A 17,521-nucleotide genomic window follows, 5' to 3' on the forward strand; every position below is an offset into this window, starting at 1 on the left:
ATTACTAGCGATTCCGGCTTCATGCAGGCGAGTTGCAGCCTGCAATCCGAACTGGGGCACGTTTTTTGGGATTTGCTTGCTCTCGCGAGTTTGCTTCCCTTTGTGCGTGCCATTGTAGGACGTGTGCAGCCCTAGTCATAAGGGCCATGAGGACTTGACGTCATCCCCACCTTCCTCCGGTTTAACACCGGCAGTCTCACTAGAGTCCCCGCCATGACGCGCTGGCAACTAGTGACAAGGGTTTCGCTCGTTAAGGGACTTAACCCGACATCTCACGACACGAGCTGACGACAGCCATGCAGCACCTGTGCACGTTGTACCCGAAGGCCTGGCTCCTGTTTCCAGGAGTTAATCCGTGCATGTCAAGACTAGGATAAGGTTCTTCGCGTAGCCTCGAATTAAGCCACATCCTCCACCGCTTGTGTGAGCCCCCGTCAATTCCTTTGAGTTTCAGCCTTGCGACCATACTCCCCAGGCGGAGCACTTAACACTTTCGCTACGGCTGAAGGGCTATGGAGGACCCTTCAACCCAGTGCTCATCGTTTACGGCTAGGACTACCGGGGTATCTAATCCCGTTCGCTACCCTAGCTTTCGTGCCTCAGCGTCAGTGGAGACCCAGTGAGTCGCTTTCGCCACTGGTGTTCCTTAGGATATCAACGCATTTCACCGCTCCACCCTAAGTTCCACTCACCTCTATCTCCCTCAAGCAACGCAGTTTTGAGCGCAGTTCCTCGGTTGAGCCGAGGGATTTCACACCCAACTTGCGCCGCCGCCTACGCACCCTTTAAGCCCAGTGATTCCGAATAACGTTCGTACGGTTCGTCTTACCGCGGCTGCTGGCACGAACTTAGCCCGTACTTCCTCTGAGGCTATGTCAAACGTAGGAGAGAACCCCTACGCATTTCATCCCCTCTGACAGTGGTTTACAACCCGAAGGCCTTCATCCCACACGCGGCGTCGCTCGGTCAGGCTTGCGCCCATTGCCGAAGATCCTCGACTGCAGCCACCCGTAGGTGTCTGGGCAGTGTCTCAGTCCCAGTGAGCCGGGTCGTGCTCTCACACCCGGTACCCATCATTGCCTTGGTAGGCCATTACCCCACCAACTAGCTAATAGGACGCGGTCTCATCCTCAGGCGGAATCACACCTTTGATCCGGAGATGTCATCCGGTATTACCTGCAGTTTCCCGCAGCTATCCCGGACCTGAGGGCAGATGAACCACGTGTTCCTCTCCCTTACGCCGCTTTCCACCCCTTGCGGGGCTTCTCGCTCGACTTGCATGCCTAATCCACGCCGCCAACGTTCATTCTGAGCCAGGATCAAACCCTTCAATTGTTGTTTGCTTAACCCGACCGAACCTTTACGTCACACAGACCGAAGTCTACTTGCCGCAACGATTCGACCGGAGCTGTTAATCCAAACTGAAACGGTCTGATTAAGTAATCGCTCGCAATACCTCTTCCCGGAGAGTTACCTCTCCAGCAAGACGCATCCCGAGCTTCAGTCACAGTCTTGTGCTGGCTGAAAAAATTAACTTGGGATCACTACCAAATTGTCAAAGATCAAACTCTCCCCGCCACTCGCTCGACTTGCGTCAGGCTCGTGGCTGGGATCGGTCATTGTATTGATACGTCGGGACTCGTCAAGCGGTTCTGTGAAACATTTCTTTCTCCGCCCTGTTAACCCCCTCGGCGCTCGTCTCTAGCTGTCCCGAATCAAACTCTTGGCCCTACCAAACCTCCGGGATTCGCCAACTTGGTAATGCGTGATTCCGGAGGCTTCTTTAAGCCTTGAGGAATCGCCGCGGCGCAAGGATACGTCCAACAATTTGCCGTAATGGCCCAGCCCGTGGGGTCAAGGATTATGCCGCCTAGCCGTTCGATCGACTCACAGGTCGATCGCTCCGAGATTCAGGGCAAGCTCACGACAATCGGCAACTTGAGAAAAAATCGGCTTCGACGAAAACGCCGCGAATTTGTAAGCTCTGTAGTGGATAGCCCAACCAACAACATGCTTCTCTGATGTATTCGATCCCGGGCTGCCGCGGGCATCCGCTCGCCTGACCATCCTGCCGCAAAGGAACTCTCATGTCACGCGTGCTGATCGTCGACGATGAGCCACAGTATGGTGTGTTTCTGCGCGACTGGTTGACGCGTGAAGGACACGAAGTCCGTACAGCTACTACGGCCGAGGCCGCCGTTGATTTCGGTACGAGTTGGTTGCCGAGTGTGCTCATCGCCGACTGGATGTTGCGCAGTCCGATCGACGGACTACAGGTCTCAGAAGCTGTTCGCGCTGCAAACCCCAACTTGCAGACCATCCTGATTACCGGCTTTCCGTCGCAAGAGCTAAAGGCACGGGCTGAACAAGCCAACGTATTCTCGTTCATCGAGAAGCCCTTCTCACTGACCGAGGTGGCCGGCGCGGTTCGCCAGGCGACGAACTACGGACGACCTCAGCTGCCTGGCAGCATGCTCGTCGTTTCTCAATCACGCACCATTGCCAAGCTGGCCGGCGACACTCTGCACGCCGCAGGTTACGCCGCGCACCTTGCCGGGAATGCCTGCGACGCCAAGGTTATCTTGCAAAGCGAGCCCGACATCGGCGTGACGATTCTCGATTGTCTATTCGCGGATCTCGATCAGGGCTTGCTCGCGGACGAACTGCGCGCCGTCCGGCCGGACTTGATCGTCATCGGCAGCAGCGAAGCAGATGACGCCTGGCACTTTGCCAATTTGGGAATCGACCGTTTCCTGCCGCGCTTCTGGGATGCCGAGGATCTGCACCGCCTGTTGGTCGATGCCATCGAAGCGTGTCCGCGTTGCGGAACTAAACTGCCCTTACGTCATCCAATACCGTTGGATGCAGTTCAACGATTCATCTGCTTGTCCTGCAACCAGGAATTTCACGCAGTAATGCGGGCCGACGCACATGAAGCGGTGCGGCAAAATGTGCGAGAAGTCCTCTAGAGAGCGACACGGGTTAAACCCGTCACGCGTGCCGCTACTTGCGGCATCATCCTAGGGTCGAGACCGGTGAAGTCTTCGCCCCCGTCACTTGGTCGCACTTATTGCGCCTCGACCAATCGCAAATGTGCCACGACTTCCTGCCCTTGCCGTTGCACTGTGATCGAGACCTGATCGCCGGGTAGCTTACTCTCTACTGCCGAGAGGAATTGATCGGCGGTCGTGATCGGTAGGTTATCGACGGCCGTAATCAGGTCGGCCGCCGAGCGATCGACCTGTTGCGTCTCCAGTACGAACGGCCCCTGCTTGCGGCGATCGCGGCGTAGCTGCGGCCCGCGCAGGCCTGCCGCTTCGGCCGGGCCGCCGGGCACCAACCCGGCGACTAACAGTCCGTGTTCAGTTTCATAAACGCGCGTGATGCCTGTTTCCGGACGGATGACTCGCCCCTTCTCGATCAGTTGCGGCACAAACAGCGAAATAGTGCTCGCAGGAATAGCGAAACCCACGCCGGTACTTTGCCCGGTGCGACTGGCAATGGCCGTATTCATGCCGATGAGCCGACCGTGACTATCTAAGAGCGGGCCTCCCGAATTGCCAGGGTTAATCGCGGCATCGATTTGAATGATCGAACGCAGCCGCACGTGATTGCGAATGGGCAGAGAACGGTTGAGGCTCGAAATAATGCCCGTGGTTAGCGATCGCTCCTGGCCGAAAGGATTACCGATCGCGTAAATCTGCTGTCCGACTTTTAGTTGCGACGACTCGCCAATCGTAACCGGATACAGCAGTTCGGGCGGAGCTTCGATCGAAATCACGGCCAGATCGCTGCTGGGATCCGCCCCGACGAGCTTTCCGACGAACGACTTGCCGTTAAACAGCGAGACTTCGATCTCCTTCGCCCCTTCGATGACATGATAATTCGTAAGGATATGCCCTGACTTGTCCAGTATTGACCCAGAGCCCATTCCTTCGGTCGGGACCTCGAGAAAGAAAAAGGCCTCGGTCCGCACCTTGGTGTTGATATTCACCACGCTGCGGTTGACGTTTTCATAAACGGCGATGTTGATCCGTTCCTCGGGCGTGAATTCGTCGACAGGCGCAACCGGCGGTAACGGGGACGGCATCCGATGGGCAATCTCGGCGTCCTGAAACTTGCCGTGCCGTGGTTCTTGCGCTTCAACGCTGGTTGTTGCGATTCCTTCCTGCCAATAACTGGCCACGAAGGCGCCGACAATTCCGGAAACGAGGCAACACAGCGCGTAGTTCTTCATAACGCGACAACCTGGTAAAGACGTGGCCACAACTACCGTGGGCCGCACACGATAAGCAATTCGGCGCGACGGTGCGAGAGCATCCGGCAGGCGGATCGGACCGTTCGATTCTCGAGCAAAGCAGGCCTCGTTGCCCTCAACGCCAAAGCCGCGCGGCCTTGATTGTTGGCTTCGCGCGTATCGCGGCATCGCCCGGCAAAGTCGGCATTTCGCGCAGGCTCTCGCGCATTCGCACGATACGCAAAGTCAAAGCGAATAACCGCTTCGCCTGCCACTTGCCTAATGCCCCCAGCCTACGAACACCGATACGTTTACCAACCTTGATTTATCCAACGCGGCGCTCTGACTGCGGCAAGATTGGCTGCGGCGCGCCCCCCCTAAGTTGATCTCTTATCCACTGGAGATTTACGAATGCGTCGCTCCAGAGCGAGTTTGCTCTTATTTTTTGGCACTTTCGCAACGCTGTTGCTGGCCGTGGGATTCGCCGACGGGGGGCATGAATCCACCGGCCGACCGATCGACGTCTACCGAATGGATATCGACGAAGCAGCCGACGGGTGGCAATGTCCGGGCAGTCTTGGTTGCGCAGACGATCTGCTGACGAACGATGTGGAAACATCCCTCGCCGACGTCGAGCCAGCCGAGGCGTCTTCTCCGGTGCCCGGCGCCGAAGGCTGGATTGTCATGCCGATGCAGGGAATGCCGCTGGTGATGGTGATCTATCTGGACGACGAAACAGCCTGCGACCTTGCTTGCGGCAACCTTTCGTCGGCTGTATCCAATGAGTCGGTCTGCAAGTTTGCAGCGGACGAAGCTACTGTCGAAGCGGTCGACGCCGAGTTCATCGGCTGCATCATCGGTCCCTGGCCTTGCGGTCAGGCGTTGGCAGGGCAGTTTTCCGCCCTGCAGGTTTACTCTGGCGACGAGATGGCTTGGCGCGATGAAGCAGCAATTTCAACCGCCGAGGTCAGCAATGCCCCGGTGACCAGCGAGGAAATGGCGATCGGCGCTGCGGCGGCCTTTGGTGGCGTGCCGGACAGCCTGGTCTGGAGCCACGCGATCGAGCACAGCAGCCGGTGCGAGTTCGCCTGGGGGGATTGCTCGGTACCTTCGAATCCCGCGATCGCCGTTTGGGGTGACGATCGATCGAACCTGCCACTGGCGGAATTCTGCCGCGAGGCTGGCCGGACAGCGTGGCACCTGATCCGTTTCTTGAACGCCGGCCGTGATGCCACGATTGCCGCGGCCTCACGAGAACTGGTTTCTTGGTTGCCGAAGATCGTCCAACAAGCAGAGCACGCCGCCAACCGAAATGACCTGAAAGGCGACCGCTCGACAAAAAGCGCGATTCGGGTCAGCGGAACGCTGATCGCTTTGTAGGACTTCTGTGGGCTCTTACCGGCCGGTGGGGGTCGGTATTTTCGGAGCTTGGCAGCAAAACCAGCCCCCGTCGCTAGCAGAATGGCGACTCGCGCGGTTTGGACTACCCTCGCCCCCGCGACACCCCTCGATTTGACTCATCGGGGCGGCGCGATCGTTAGCGTGATAAAGGCCCGTTGTTTGCCCCTCCCCAGGGCAAAAGGCGGGCTTTTTTCGTTGGCATAAGTCTAGCCGCTTGAATACACTTAAGGCTGGTATTGCTACGGCCATTTCCGGCCGCATATCACGCTACTGTGACGGCACCCGTTACGGAACACGGAGGCCCCCGGCGTCCGCGCCGCGTTCTAGGGGAGTTTTCAATCATGACAATGAGCAGTCGATCGTTGTGTGTTGGCTGTGCCTGGGCTGCACTCGCTCTTGCAAGCGCTATGATCGCGCGAGGAGCGGCGCCTGTCAAAAGCCCCGAGGCAGATCTGAACTCACCGAAGCAGGAGGGAGCGCGTCTCGACTCGTTTGCCAAAGACGGGCAAGACTATTTTTCGCTGAGCCTTACACCGACGACTCCTCGTCCGGCGACCAAGCCACGCGACGTGGTCATTCTGTTCGATACGTCGGCCAGCCAGACCGGCGCGTACCGCGACAAGGCACTGGCGGCACTGGACGCAACTCTTGCCGGACTCGCCGCTGGAGATCAGGTGCAACTATTCGCTGTCGATCTCAATGCGATTCCGCTGATGAATCGATTTGCAGGTCCCAACAGCGCCGAGACCCGCGCCGCGTTGACGGCATTGCGCGAACGCGTACCGCTGGGTGCGACCGATATGGCCGGTGCGCTGACGGCCGCTTCGGATTCGTTCGAAAACGCGAAAGGGGCGGCGCGCGGCCGCGCCGCACTGTACATCGGCGACGGTATGAGCACCGCCAATCTGCTGGTCAGCGATTCGATGCATCCTTTGGTTGACCGCTTGGCCGCGCAGCATGTGCCGGTCAATAGTTACGCCGTGGGGCCACGTGTTGATATTCCCTTGTTGGCGTGCCTGGCCAATCAAACGGGCGGCGTCATGGCCGTCGACGGAGAGAATTACACCGGCGCGCAGTTCGGCAACTTGCTCGCGGCCGCCGTACAGACGCCCGTCATTTGGCCCAAAAGCCTGACCCTGCCGAACTCGCTGCATCCAGTGTCGGGCAAACGGCCCCTGCCGCTACGCTACGACCGTGACACGATTGTGGTTGGCAAAGGAAGCCTGACCCAACCGACCACGATCAAAATGACAGCCGATGCCGACGGGAAAAATGCCGATTTGCAGTGGCAGGTTCCCGCGGCAACTTCCAATACCGATTTCGCGTTTCTCGCGCCGCTGGTGGATGCCGCCCAGCGCGACGGCGGAGTTTCCCTGCCAGCGCTAGGCACCCAGGGCCTGAACGAGTTGCGCCGCATGTACTCCGAAGACGCCGAAGGATTGAATCGCTTGGGACGCGTGGCCCTCGCCTCGGGTAATACCGAAGAGGCACGCCGCCTCGCTGAACAAGCCCTGCAGGCAAATGGCGCCGATGCCGAGGCGAGCGCGATCGTGCGCGTCGCCGAGCGGCAAGCGCAATCCGACAAGCCGGCGCCGGCAATGAAGTTCGCGAAGCTCAATGAAGACGGTACCGAGTCTGCTCCCGCGGAAGATGCGGAAGCGGACGGCGGACTATTGGAAGTCGTAGACCGTGACCGTCGCGTATTGCAGCAAGCGATGCAAACCGAAGTGCGCACCACGATCAACGAGGCGCGTACGCACATGGCCAGCGACCCCGAAATTGTAATCGATAACCTGAAGCTCGAATTGGAACATGTTCGCAAGGCACCTGAGCTGGATGCCGGACAGCGGGCGCAGCTGGCTTCGCAACTCGAGATCGCGTTACAGGACGCGTCGCGCCGTGCGTCGGAGAAGGTCGAACGTGATTTGCGCGCCCAGGAAGTTCAGGCCGAGGCCGACGCGCGCAAGCAGATTAATCGCGAGTTGGTCATCAATCAGCAAAAGGCGGATCAGTTGTTGGCCCGCTTCGAGTCGCTACTGGATGAACGCCAGTTCCGCGCAGCCGAAGAGGAAGCGGATCGCGCTCACAACATCCCGCCGGCTTTACGCAACACTCCCGAGCCGGGCGACGCCGTGGCCACGGCCATGTCGCCGACGGTCGCGCGCACGATGGGCTATGTGTACGACATGCGTGAGTTGGTTCGCCGTCGTCACAAGGGGGTCGTAGAAATGCTGTACGCGACGGAAGTGGCGCACATTCCGCAGTCGGACGAACCGCCGATCATTTATCCCTCGGCCGAAGAGTGGATGCTTAAGACCGAGCGTCGCAAGAAGTACGCCGAAGCGGTCAGCCTGTATCAGCCCGGCTCCTCGGAAGAAAAGATCTATCGCGAGTTAGGGAACACGACGGAACTCGAGTTCGCCGACACACCGCTTTCCGACGTTGTGGACTACATCAAGAGCAAGCATGAAATCGAGATTCAACTCGACGCCAAGGGCCTGACCGATGCCGCGGTCGATCCTTCGGCACCGGTGAGCAAAAGCGTCAAGGGCATCAGCCTGCGCAGCGCTCTGCGTCTGATTCTGGAAGAGTTCGATCTAACGTACGTCGTCCAGGACGAGGTGCTGAAGATCACGTCGAAGGAAAAGGCGGACGAAATTCTGACCACGCGCGTCTATCCCGTCGCCGACCTCGTCATTCCGGTCATGACTCGCATGGGCGGCATGGGCGGTGGTATGGGCGGCGGCATGGGCGGCGGCATGGGCGGTGGTATGGGTGGCGGCATGGGCGGTGGTATGGGCGGCGGCATGGGTGGTATGGGTGGCGGTATGGGTGGCGGCGGTATGGGCGGCATGGGTGGCGGCGGCATGTTTGCCGTCAAGGACGATCTAAAGCTCACGCCGACCAAGTCCGCTAACAGCAAAAATTCCGCGACTGACACCGCATCTGCTGAACCGGAAGGGAAGGCGCCGGCGAAGAAGGCAACGAGCGTAACGCTTCCTAATTCCAAATCCGCCAGCGCTTCAAAACCGACGGCCGCCACGAAGCCCGCCGGCAATGAGAAACCGGCTGGTGATGCCAAGTCCGCGAGTGATGAGAAGCCCGCCAGCTCCACGAAGCACGCCACGCGCATCAAGGTTCCAGCCGGCGGCGACCCTGACACGGTCTGGAATGATTATTTCGCCACGCATAATGAGGCGCCGGAAGCCGTACGCGAAACCGTTCGCCAGTTGACGGGCGAAAAGAAGTACAAGGAAGTCGTCGCGCTGATCATGGCGGCCATCAAGAACCAACAGCCGCAGCCTTGGATGTACGAGGCGATGGGGTTGGCGATGCAAGCCGACAGTCGCTCGCTGCCGGATATCGAACGGACGTTCATGTCGGCAGTCGACTTCGTGCAAGGCCCAGATCATTTGCTCTATCTGGCCGAGTACATGGACGAAATCGGACTGGAAAAACGCGCGCTGCAAATTTTCCGACAACTATCGGTCGCGATGCCGGTCGCGCCGCGTCCGTACGTGTTGGGCTTGCGCATTGCCAAGAAGCTGGACGACCTCGACGCATTGCAGTGGGCCACGGTCGGTATTCTCAGCCTGGCCTGGGACGACAAAGAAGCGAGTGTCTGGCAAGAGGCGTACAACGTTGCCGCCGCCACGCTCGACCGGTTACGCACTGAGGGGCGCAAAGCCGAAGCCGATGCCTATCAACAAAAGCTCGATCAGTCCCTGATTCGCGACGTGGTGCTGGTGGTCAGTTGGTCCGGTGAGGCTGATGTCGACCTGGTGGTAGAAGAGCCGGGGGGAACCGTTTGCTCAGCACGCGAACCGCGTACCGTCGGCGGCGGAGTTTTGCTAGATGGTTCGCGCAAGCTGGATAAGAAGTCCGCCGTATCGGCCTCGGAATCATACGTTTGCCCAACCGGCTATGACGGCGTTTATCGGGCACTAATTAAGCGCTCGTGGGGCAAGATTACGACGGGCAAGGTGACGGTCGACATCTACACGCACTATCTCAGCAAATTCGAATCGCGGATTCACAAACAGATCGCACTAAAGGATGACGAGGCCTTGATCGTCTTCGACCTGAAGGGGGGACGCCGCTTGGAACCCGTGGAAAAGCAACAACTCGCTACGGCGGTCGCCAAGCAAGTCCATGTCGGCCAGCAGATCCTGGGACAGCAGCTCGCGGCCGCGGCGAATCCTGGCACGCTCACAGACTTTTTGAATAGTCGAGGCATTGGGCCGGCCACTGGCGGCGCCGCATTCGCTCCGTTCTTCCTACGTGGTGCGGTTGGCTATCAACCGGTCATTACCGTGTTGCCGTCTGGTGCGTCTATGAGCGTCATGCCGGCCGTTGTACTGCACGATCGGCGCTATGTGCGCGTTAGCCCACTGCCAACCTTCTCGGGTATCAGCCAGGTGAACACATTTAACTACGTTACGGGCTCCAGCGGCACGAGCGGCGGCGGGACGTCCGGTTCGGGCTTTGGCGGCGGCAGCGGTTTGGGCGGCTCAAGCGGCTCGGGCTCGGGCGGCTTCTAAGTAGTCGCCGGCGAAGGCCACCTGTTAAACGTGCGCTCGGTAAATCTTCTGCCAATTCCTGCGCGCCTTGTCCTCGCCAGGCGCAGCATCCTTACCGTACTAGCCCCGGCATGATGTCCAGGTCGAGAGTCTCGACCAATCCGGCCTTCAGCCGTTCCATGGCGATGGCCCCCATCACGGCGTTGTCGGTGCAGAGCGCCAGCGGAGCGATGTGCAGCTCGATATCGCGCTCGCCGCACGCCGCGTTCATCCGCTCGCGAAAGCGGGCATTCGCTGCGACTCCGCCACCAACGCACAGTCGATTGAAGTCCGTCTCGCGCACCGCGGCCAGGGATTTCGCCACCAGCACGTCGACCACCGCCTCTTGAAAGCTGGCCGCGACGTCGGCAACGAATTGAGGGCTGAGTTCCTCAACGTTCGGCAGCGGCGTCCCCGCTGGGGCCAGGCAATATCGCACCGCGGTCTTGAGACCGCTAAAACTGAATTGCAACCGCGGCTCGTGAAGGAAGGAGCGGGGAAAACGATAAGCAAGCGGATTGCCGTTCGCGGCAGCCCGTTGAATAGCGGGGCCGCCGGGAAAGCCCAGGCCGAGCAAGCTGGCTACTTTGTCAAAGGCCTCGCCGGCCGCGTCGTCGATCGTTCCCCCCAGCAACTCGAAAGCGAGCGGATCCCGGCAGCGATACAGGCTCGTGTGTCCGCCGCTGACGATCAGGCCAATACAGGGAAAGACGTCGCGCCCAGCGGCGATCCGACAGGCATAAACATGCGCGTGCAAATGATTGATCGCCACCAACGGCCGGTCCAACGCCACGCATAATGCCTTAGCGGCAGCGAGCCCCACCAACAGCGACCCGGCCAGGCCCGGCGTAGTGGCTACGGCGATCGCATCAATGTCGGCGAGCGAGATATCGGCGTGGCGCACCGCCTCGTCGATCACGGGTAGCATCCGTTCCAGGTGCGCCCGCGAGGCGATTTCAGGCACGACGCCGCCGAAACGCTCGTGCAATTTCTCCTGCGAGGCAACGACTGCACTACGAACCTGCAGGTCATCGCCGATAATCGCGGCGGCCGTTTCATCGCACGTGGATTCGATCGTCAATAAATACATTCAAGAACCAAGCAACTATGGAAAGCGGGATGGGCCAAAGGCAATTGCGTCATCGGCATTGTGATTCCGACACGAATAAACGGGAAGTGGGGCGCATCGCCAATGAGCGGCTGGCCATGCCGCAAAGCTGCCGGTGAAGGGGCGAAAGCGCCTTGCAACGTCCCTCGCCCTTCGTCTGTTCAACGAACGACGAACGAGGCAGGGTGTGGCGAAATTGGCTAATTCGCCTTCGCCAATTCGCCATTTAGATAGTCAAGCGCCTTCTGCAACTGACGATCGACATATGCCGACTTCTTGGCGGCAGTCTTCTCAGTTCCCTCAGCCGGAACATCGGGCTTCTCGCTGGCTGGCTTCTCTTCGACGGATTTCTTTCCCTCGTCGGCGACATTTTCCGCCGGTGGCGTGGCCGGCTTGTTCTCGATCGCCCGGGGCTTGTCATCGTCCTTGGCACCATGATGGTTCACGAGCAGAATGTCGCGATCGTGACGATAAGTCATCAAGCCTAATAGCTCTCCTTCATCGAGCTTCAGATCGTAGCCGTGGTCCGGCTTAACGCCCCATTCGTCGGCTTCCGACGCATCGGGAAAGCGATGAATATTCTTGCCGCTGGGACGCTGGTAGCTGGCCGTGGTCAGCTTCAGTGCGCTCTTGCCCCCTTCCAGTTCGATAACGTTCTGCACGCTCCCCTTACCCCAGGTGCGCTCGCCGATGACGAGTGCCCGATGATGATCCTGCAGGCAGGCCGAAACGATTTCGCTGGCACTGGCGCTGTAGCGATTCACCAGGACGACCATCGGAAAACCCTCGTAAGTTCCTTCCTCCTGGGCATCCCAACTGCGCGATTTGGTGTTGCGCCCTTCGGTACTCACGATCTTGCCCTGGGTGACGAACAAATCCGCCACGCCGATTGCCGACGTTAGCAGCCCCCCGGGATTGAAGCGTAAATCAAGAATCAAGCCCCGAACTTTTTCTCGCTTCAGTTCGGCCAAGGCTTGGGCCAAATCGTGTTCCGTATCGCGGCTGAAGCTGGTGATGCGGATGTAGCCGATTTTACGGTCGTGATCGAGCATGAAGTCCCAGCTATCATCCCCTTTGCGCTGGTCTCCCATGACGGTTTCCAGATGCACCAACTCGCGCTCGATCGACAGCGTACGACGATCGCCGGTGCTGGGGCGCAGGGTTGTGATCGTGACCTTGGTGCCCGGCTCGCCCTTGAGCTTGGTTACGGCATCCTGCACGCTGCGGATGTCGTCAGTCGGCTTGCCTTCGATGGCCACGATATGGTCGCCGGCCTGCATACCGGCGCGATAGGCCGGGCTGCCCACCAGCGGGCTGATAACGACCAATCGACCATCGCGCGTTAGATCGATCTGAATGCCGATGCCGCCGAATTGATTTTCGACGCTGGTCTTGAACTGCCCGATCTCTTCAGGGCTGATGTAGTTGGAGTATTGATCGAGCTTTCCGAGCACACCATGAATGGCTGCTTCCATCAGCTCGCGACGACTGATGTTTTTTACGTAGTTGCGCTCGACCTGGTCGAGCGTGTCGGCGAAGAGCTTTTGCAGCTCGTATTCTTCCGCGGCGCTCTTGGCGGCGGATTCCTTATCGGGAGTGTCCTTTTTATCCGCGGTTTGCTCGGACTTGGTGGCCTCGCCTGACGTCGGCTCTTCCGCCCAACCGGCGGTCGGAACCGTAATCGTCACAATCGTAAGAAGAGCCAACAAATTCGCGCGCAAGCGCATGGCAAACCTTCCTTTCGCCTTCCTTGGTCGTCGGTAATAAGCCGGCGATCAACGTGATGTCGTTCACCTGAAGCAATCGTAACGTGCCGGCTTTTCTGGACTTAACTAGTATAGATTCATGCCTGGGAACGGACAAGAACGGCTCGCGTGCCCACGCATCTCAAGACGATTGCCGTAGGCTCAGCACTCGCGATCGCTAAATCTGCACCATCCGCACGTGGTGTACCCAGGCCGGGGGGAGATTTCGCAGCACATAATCGCGGCGAAACTCATGAGGGCCAAGTAACTGGTCCAGATGCTCGCTGATCGTACGTAATCGGGTGTGCTCATCGCCACGGCTGATGAGCAGCTTCACCTTTCGAACGGCAATATATTCGAAGAACGACAACGTCCCTCCCTCGGCCAGCAAGCCCACCAAAGCCGCGAGCAATTGCTCGACCAGCGCTCCGGAGAAATTGTTGAGCGGCAGCCCGGAAACAACCGCATCGTAGCCGCCGTCGACGGGCAGTTCCTGCACCGGCAGGTGCAGAATGCGCACTCGGGACGCGCATCGCTGTAGTTCCGGATCATTTTCAAAGAGCTCGCGCAGATGGGCCACGAATTGGTCATTCATCTCGACCAGGTCAAGAGTGTCATGCGGTCCGAGCGTTCGAACGATCCACCGCGTGACGGCTCCCGTTCCCGGACCCACCTCGAGAATCCGGCGCGGCGCGGCGCCACCGGGAACAAACCGTGCCAGGGCCTGGGCAAGCCACCGACTGCTGGGGGCAATCGAACCCGTGGTCTCGAAATTCTCGCGGAATTGGCGAAGGAACAAACGATGGTCGTGAAGCATTCCGCATGCTCGTTGGGAAATGCGCGGGCGCGCGGGGGGTGCTAAGGCTTGCCGCTCCGGAGAATAGCGAGTGAAAACGACCAAGACAACCCGCGCACCGCAACGGGCGTGCTAACGTCCAAATCCATTTATCCCAAACGGCAACAGATAACGAGCGTCCTTTACCCCTCGCTCTGCGCCGTCGCCTGCGGCATCGCGGGGTTCAATGCCTGGTCATATTCGACCGCAGGCGCGGTCTCGGCCAGGGTCGCACGGCGGGAACTATACCCATATAGCCCCATGAGCAATACGGCTGCGGGAAATAGCGGCAGCGGATTGTGGGCGAAGAGGGCTACGCCAACGAGCACCACGACCGTCGTCCATTGCGTCTCGACCAGGATCTGCTCCGGAGTCTTAAGTGCAAAGGAAAAAAAATTGAAAACGGAGTAGCGTACGTGCTTCTTAGGTTGATTCATCACGATCCCCCCCTGCTTGAGCGCAAAGTTCATCGCCACCGGTTAGTCATTCGCCGGCGGACGGGAATTCTTCGACTCATTCGAACTGCCCGAACCTTACGGTTCATCGCGACCGGGTCCCCCTCCCGGCGCCCAAGGTGGGTGTGATATGTTGTCTCGCAAGGCACAGCAGCCAATAGGCGATTCCTAAACGAGGGTGTGCAATATGTCGGTTACCGCGGCGCAATTGATTCCTTGGTGTCAGGCACTCATCGATCCGGACAAGTACCAGCCGGCCCAACAATTGCAAGACTATCTCAAATCGATCCCGCGGCTATCATCACTTGCAGATGTGCCTGCCGGCACGGCCGTGCTCGTTCGAGGAGACGTCGATGCCAAGCCCGGTGCCAAGATCGGCGAAGGAGACATCCGCCTGCGTTCGATGGTGCCTACGTTGAAATTCGGGCGCAAGCGCGGCTGGAAGCAAATCATCTTCGGCCATATCGGTCGCAAACCCGAGGGAACGCTCAAGGCGGTGGCGCAACGACTCGGCGAATTGCTCGATACCAAAGTCGAACTTATCACCGACTGGTGGGACGAGACCAAGCAGGCGGTTTCCTCCCAGGCCGTGGCGGCGATTCGCGCCGCGGGGCCCGGATCCATCCTGGTACTCGACAATACGCGCCGCTACAAGATCGAGCGCGTCTTATGGGAAGCAACGGCTGACGATGCACCGAAGCTGGCCGAAGATTTGGCACAATTCGCGAATCAGCTTGGTGAAAACGTGGCCCAGGTTTACATCAACGAAGCGCTATCGGCCGGCAGCCTCGATTCATCGAGTACGATTGCTCCGGCCGGGATGCAACGTGTGGCGCTGGGAGAATATGTCGCCCAGGAGTTCGACGGTCCGATGCACCGCTGCCTGGCGACGGAGCTGGTCGTCTTTAGCGGACTGAAGGCTGATAAGCTGGACGATCTCGAAGCCATGATTTCGCGCGGCACGATCCGTTGGGTCTTTACCGCCGGTTCGCTGGCCATGGCGTTGAAGAAGGCAGAAGCCCAAGCCGAGGGTGACGATTTCTCGCTTGGAGTGGCCGAGGATCCCGCGCATGCCGATAAGCCGTACTTCATTCCGGCCGAGCGCGTCGAACAGGCGCGTCGCATGCTATTGGCCGGCAAGGCCAAAGGCATTGAATTCGTTCTACCGATCGACTTCGTGCTGGCCGACGGCAGCGTTTCTACCACGATCGGTCCCGGTCAGCAGCAATTCGACGTCGGGCCTGGCACAAGCGAATTATTCGAATTGAAGATCGGCCAGTTTCTTGCGAACGTCCGCAACCAGCCGGGGCGTACACAGCCGGCGGTGGCCTTTTACAACGGCGTGTTCGGGATGTTCGAGGATCCACGCTTCGAGCAAGGAACGCGACGCTTTATCGAACAGCTCAAGCGCATGAAGGAAGCCGGTATCGAGGTTTACATCGGCGGCGGCGAAGGGGGCACCGCGCTGGAACGCTACGGAAAGCCAGACTGGGTAACGCACGTTTTCACGGCGGGGGGCACTGTGCTAAACGCACTCGGCGCCAAGCCGGTTCCCTACCTGCAGGCGCTCGCCCGTGCTCCGCAAAAGTAGTACCGAGCGTTACTCTGAACGTTGTCGCGCCCAGCGGCTATCGGTCGATTAATGGGCGCTGTCGCCGCGGTCAAAGCCATGGGCACCGCGTGCGCGTCGTAATACGTCAATTAGCGAATTCACCGCCGCAGCGACGTCTTGTTCGCTAGCGTGCTGCACGAGCATTTGCTCGAGTGCGGCCGCCTCGATCGTGATATCTTGGAAGCCGTAGCTTCCCGCGGCGCCGCTCATCTGATGTGCCAGGCGGCGTAGTCCTTCATAGTCCGAAGCTTGCATTCGATCGAGCAGGATTTCGGCCCGATCCGGCAAATCCTCGACGAACAGGTCAACCAGCGGCGCCAGATCGGGATCAAATGCCAGCGAGGAATACAACAGCCCGTCGGTCGGCGTCGCGCGCATTGACATTAGCGGTTCTCCTGCGGGAATTGTCGTCTCAACGAAGCAAGTAATGTCGAACGCACCACACGCGAAACGGCGCGATGTAGGTGCTTTCCCAACAACTTGTATCTCGATCGGGGGCCGAACGGCCGGGGTCTGACTCGCGCAGTGCAGGGACATGGTGCGCACTGCATCCCCAAAGCATAACACTCGAAACAGGGCGCGCAGGAATGATCCCATCATTCACGCGCGAAGGTTGTGCATTACGGTTTTACGAGTCGATCCGCTTACGACGGTTCTGCCGAAGCGGTCGTAGCGATTCTACGAATTCGTCAGGGTAGGGCCGCGAGAAGTGCGTCAGGCCAGCACATACATCCGTCAATTTGCCTTCAAGCCGTACTCCGCATAGCACCGGCAAGACCAGAAAGACGTCTGCACAGTTAACGCCTTCGGCAAAGTGCCGTCGATACGACCGGGCAGGAGAGGAAAGTAGCCTCTATTTCCCCTAACTTGTGTGATTGCGAAGGAACCCTCCCCATGAAGATTCGTTTTGCTCTTCCCCTTTTGGCGTTGGCTGCGTGTTTCGCGCTGGCGCCGGCCCAGGACGCGAAGGCGTTCGAGTTCCTGGATCGTATGTTGGGCATCAACGGCTACGGCCACGGCTGTGGCAGCTGCTGCGCCGCCCCCAGCTGTTGCGAACCCACGTGCTGTGCTCCAGTTGCCTGTGAGCCGAGCTGCTGTGCCGCTCCGGCCTGCGAGCCCTCGTGCTGCGCTCCGGCCCCCAGCTGCTGCGCTCCGCGCTGCCACCGTCACCTCTTCCGCTGCTGCCACAAGGCCCGTCGCTGCCATCGCAGCTGCTGTGCCCCGGTCTGCTGCGAGCCGAGCTGCTGCGCTCCGGCCCCCAGCTGCGGCTGCGGCGGCTAAGCAGGCAGTTGCCTGAAATCGGGTTGTTCGGGCCCGATCGGATTCAGAAGACCGTAGGCATCTTGCCTGCGGTCTTTTTTTGCGCGCAGAGAGCCCCGTCCAAAGCGACGTTTGGATGGCGAGCCTCGAGAATACGCGGGCGCCTTGGCCGGTTGCCAAAGTTAAGCGCGGAAACACCCTTTCAGGAGAAACTTACGAAATCTTAATGTTGGTGAATTTACTTGACGAAATGCCTCGTCCCGCTGACGCTAACACATATAGTCCGCAACACTTCGGATCAGAGGCTGG

General features: G+C 59.4%; 10 protein-coding genes and 1 rRNA gene. 4 read left to right on the forward strand and 7 right to left on the reverse strand.

The window, feature by feature from the left end; genetic code table 11:
* A 16S ribosomal RNA gene (locus VGN12_00965) occupies positions 1–1,335 on the reverse strand; the annotation flags it as partial.
* Positions 1,336–2,087: 752 nt separating this feature from the next.
* On the opposite strand from VGN12_00965, the gene VGN12_00970 reads away from it, so the two are divergent.
* A complete protein-coding gene (locus tag VGN12_00970) occupies positions 2,088–2,969 on the forward strand; it encodes a response regulator (protein ID HEY4307996.1) in 882 nt (293 codons plus the stop codon).
* Positions 2,970–3,067: 98 nt separating this feature from the next.
* On the opposite strand, the gene VGN12_00975 is transcribed toward VGN12_00970, so the two are convergent.
* Positions 3,068–4,237 (reverse strand): trypsin-like peptidase domain-containing protein, encoded by a 1,170-nt coding sequence (locus VGN12_00975; GenBank protein HEY4307997.1) that lies wholly within the window; start codon positions 4,235–4,237, stop codon positions 3,068–3,070.
* Positions 4,238–4,648: 411 nt separating this feature from the next.
* On the opposite strand from VGN12_00975, the gene VGN12_00980 reads away from it, so the two are divergent.
* Positions 4,649–5,617: a hypothetical protein gene (locus VGN12_00980; GenBank protein ID HEY4307998.1), complete on the forward strand. Its 969-nt coding sequence runs from the start codon at positions 4,649–4,651 to the stop codon at positions 5,615–5,617.
* Positions 5,618–5,979: 362 nt separating this feature from the next.
* A complete protein-coding gene (locus VGN12_00985) occupies positions 5,980–10,179 on the forward strand; it encodes a hypothetical protein (GenBank protein HEY4307999.1) in 4,200 nt (1,399 codons plus the stop codon).
* Positions 10,180–10,270: 91 nt separating this feature from the next.
* On the opposite strand, the gene tsaD is transcribed toward VGN12_00985, so the two are convergent.
* The 4 genes from tsaD to VGN12_01005 form a co-directional block, all read right to left on the reverse strand.
* Positions 10,271–11,287, reverse strand: a complete 1,017-nt coding sequence (gene tsaD / locus VGN12_00990) for a tRNA (adenosine(37)-N6)-threonylcarbamoyltransferase complex transferase subunit TsaD (GenBank protein HEY4308000.1) — start codon at positions 11,285–11,287, stop codon at positions 10,271–10,273.
* Positions 11,288–11,505: 218 nt separating this feature from the next.
* Positions 11,506–13,032, reverse strand: a complete 1,527-nt coding sequence (locus VGN12_00995; GenBank protein HEY4308001.1) for a S41 family peptidase — start codon at positions 13,030–13,032, stop codon at positions 11,506–11,508.
* Positions 13,033–13,228: 196 nt separating this feature from the next.
* Complete coding sequence (locus tag VGN12_01000; protein ID HEY4308002.1) at positions 13,229–13,867, reverse strand: methyltransferase domain-containing protein; 639 nt, start codon at positions 13,865–13,867, stop codon at positions 13,229–13,231.
* 161 nt (positions 13,868–14,028) lie between these two features.
* Positions 14,029–14,361 carry a hypothetical protein gene (locus VGN12_01005; GenBank protein ID HEY4308003.1) on the reverse strand — a complete coding sequence of 111 codons (333 nt, stop codon included), beginning with the start codon at positions 14,359–14,361 and terminating at the stop codon, positions 14,029–14,031.
* A 166-nt stretch (positions 14,362–14,527) separates the two neighbouring features.
* On the opposite strand from VGN12_01005, the gene pgk reads away from it, so the two are divergent.
* Positions 14,528–15,931: a phosphoglycerate kinase gene (gene pgk / locus VGN12_01010; GenBank protein HEY4308004.1), complete on the forward strand. Its 1,404-nt coding sequence runs from the start codon at positions 14,528–14,530 to the stop codon at positions 15,929–15,931.
* 48 nt (positions 15,932–15,979) lie between these two features.
* Here pgk and VGN12_01015 read toward each other — a convergent pair whose 3' ends face one another.
* Positions 15,980–16,336, reverse strand: a complete 357-nt coding sequence (locus tag VGN12_01015) for an Hpt domain-containing protein (protein HEY4308005.1) — start codon at positions 16,334–16,336, stop codon at positions 15,980–15,982.
* Between the last annotated feature and the right edge of the window lie 1,185 nt (positions 16,337–17,521).

It is taken from the genome of Pirellulales bacterium (assembly GCA_036499395.1).
Lineage (GTDB): Bacteria > Planctomycetota > Planctomycetia > Pirellulales > JACPPG01 > JACPPG01.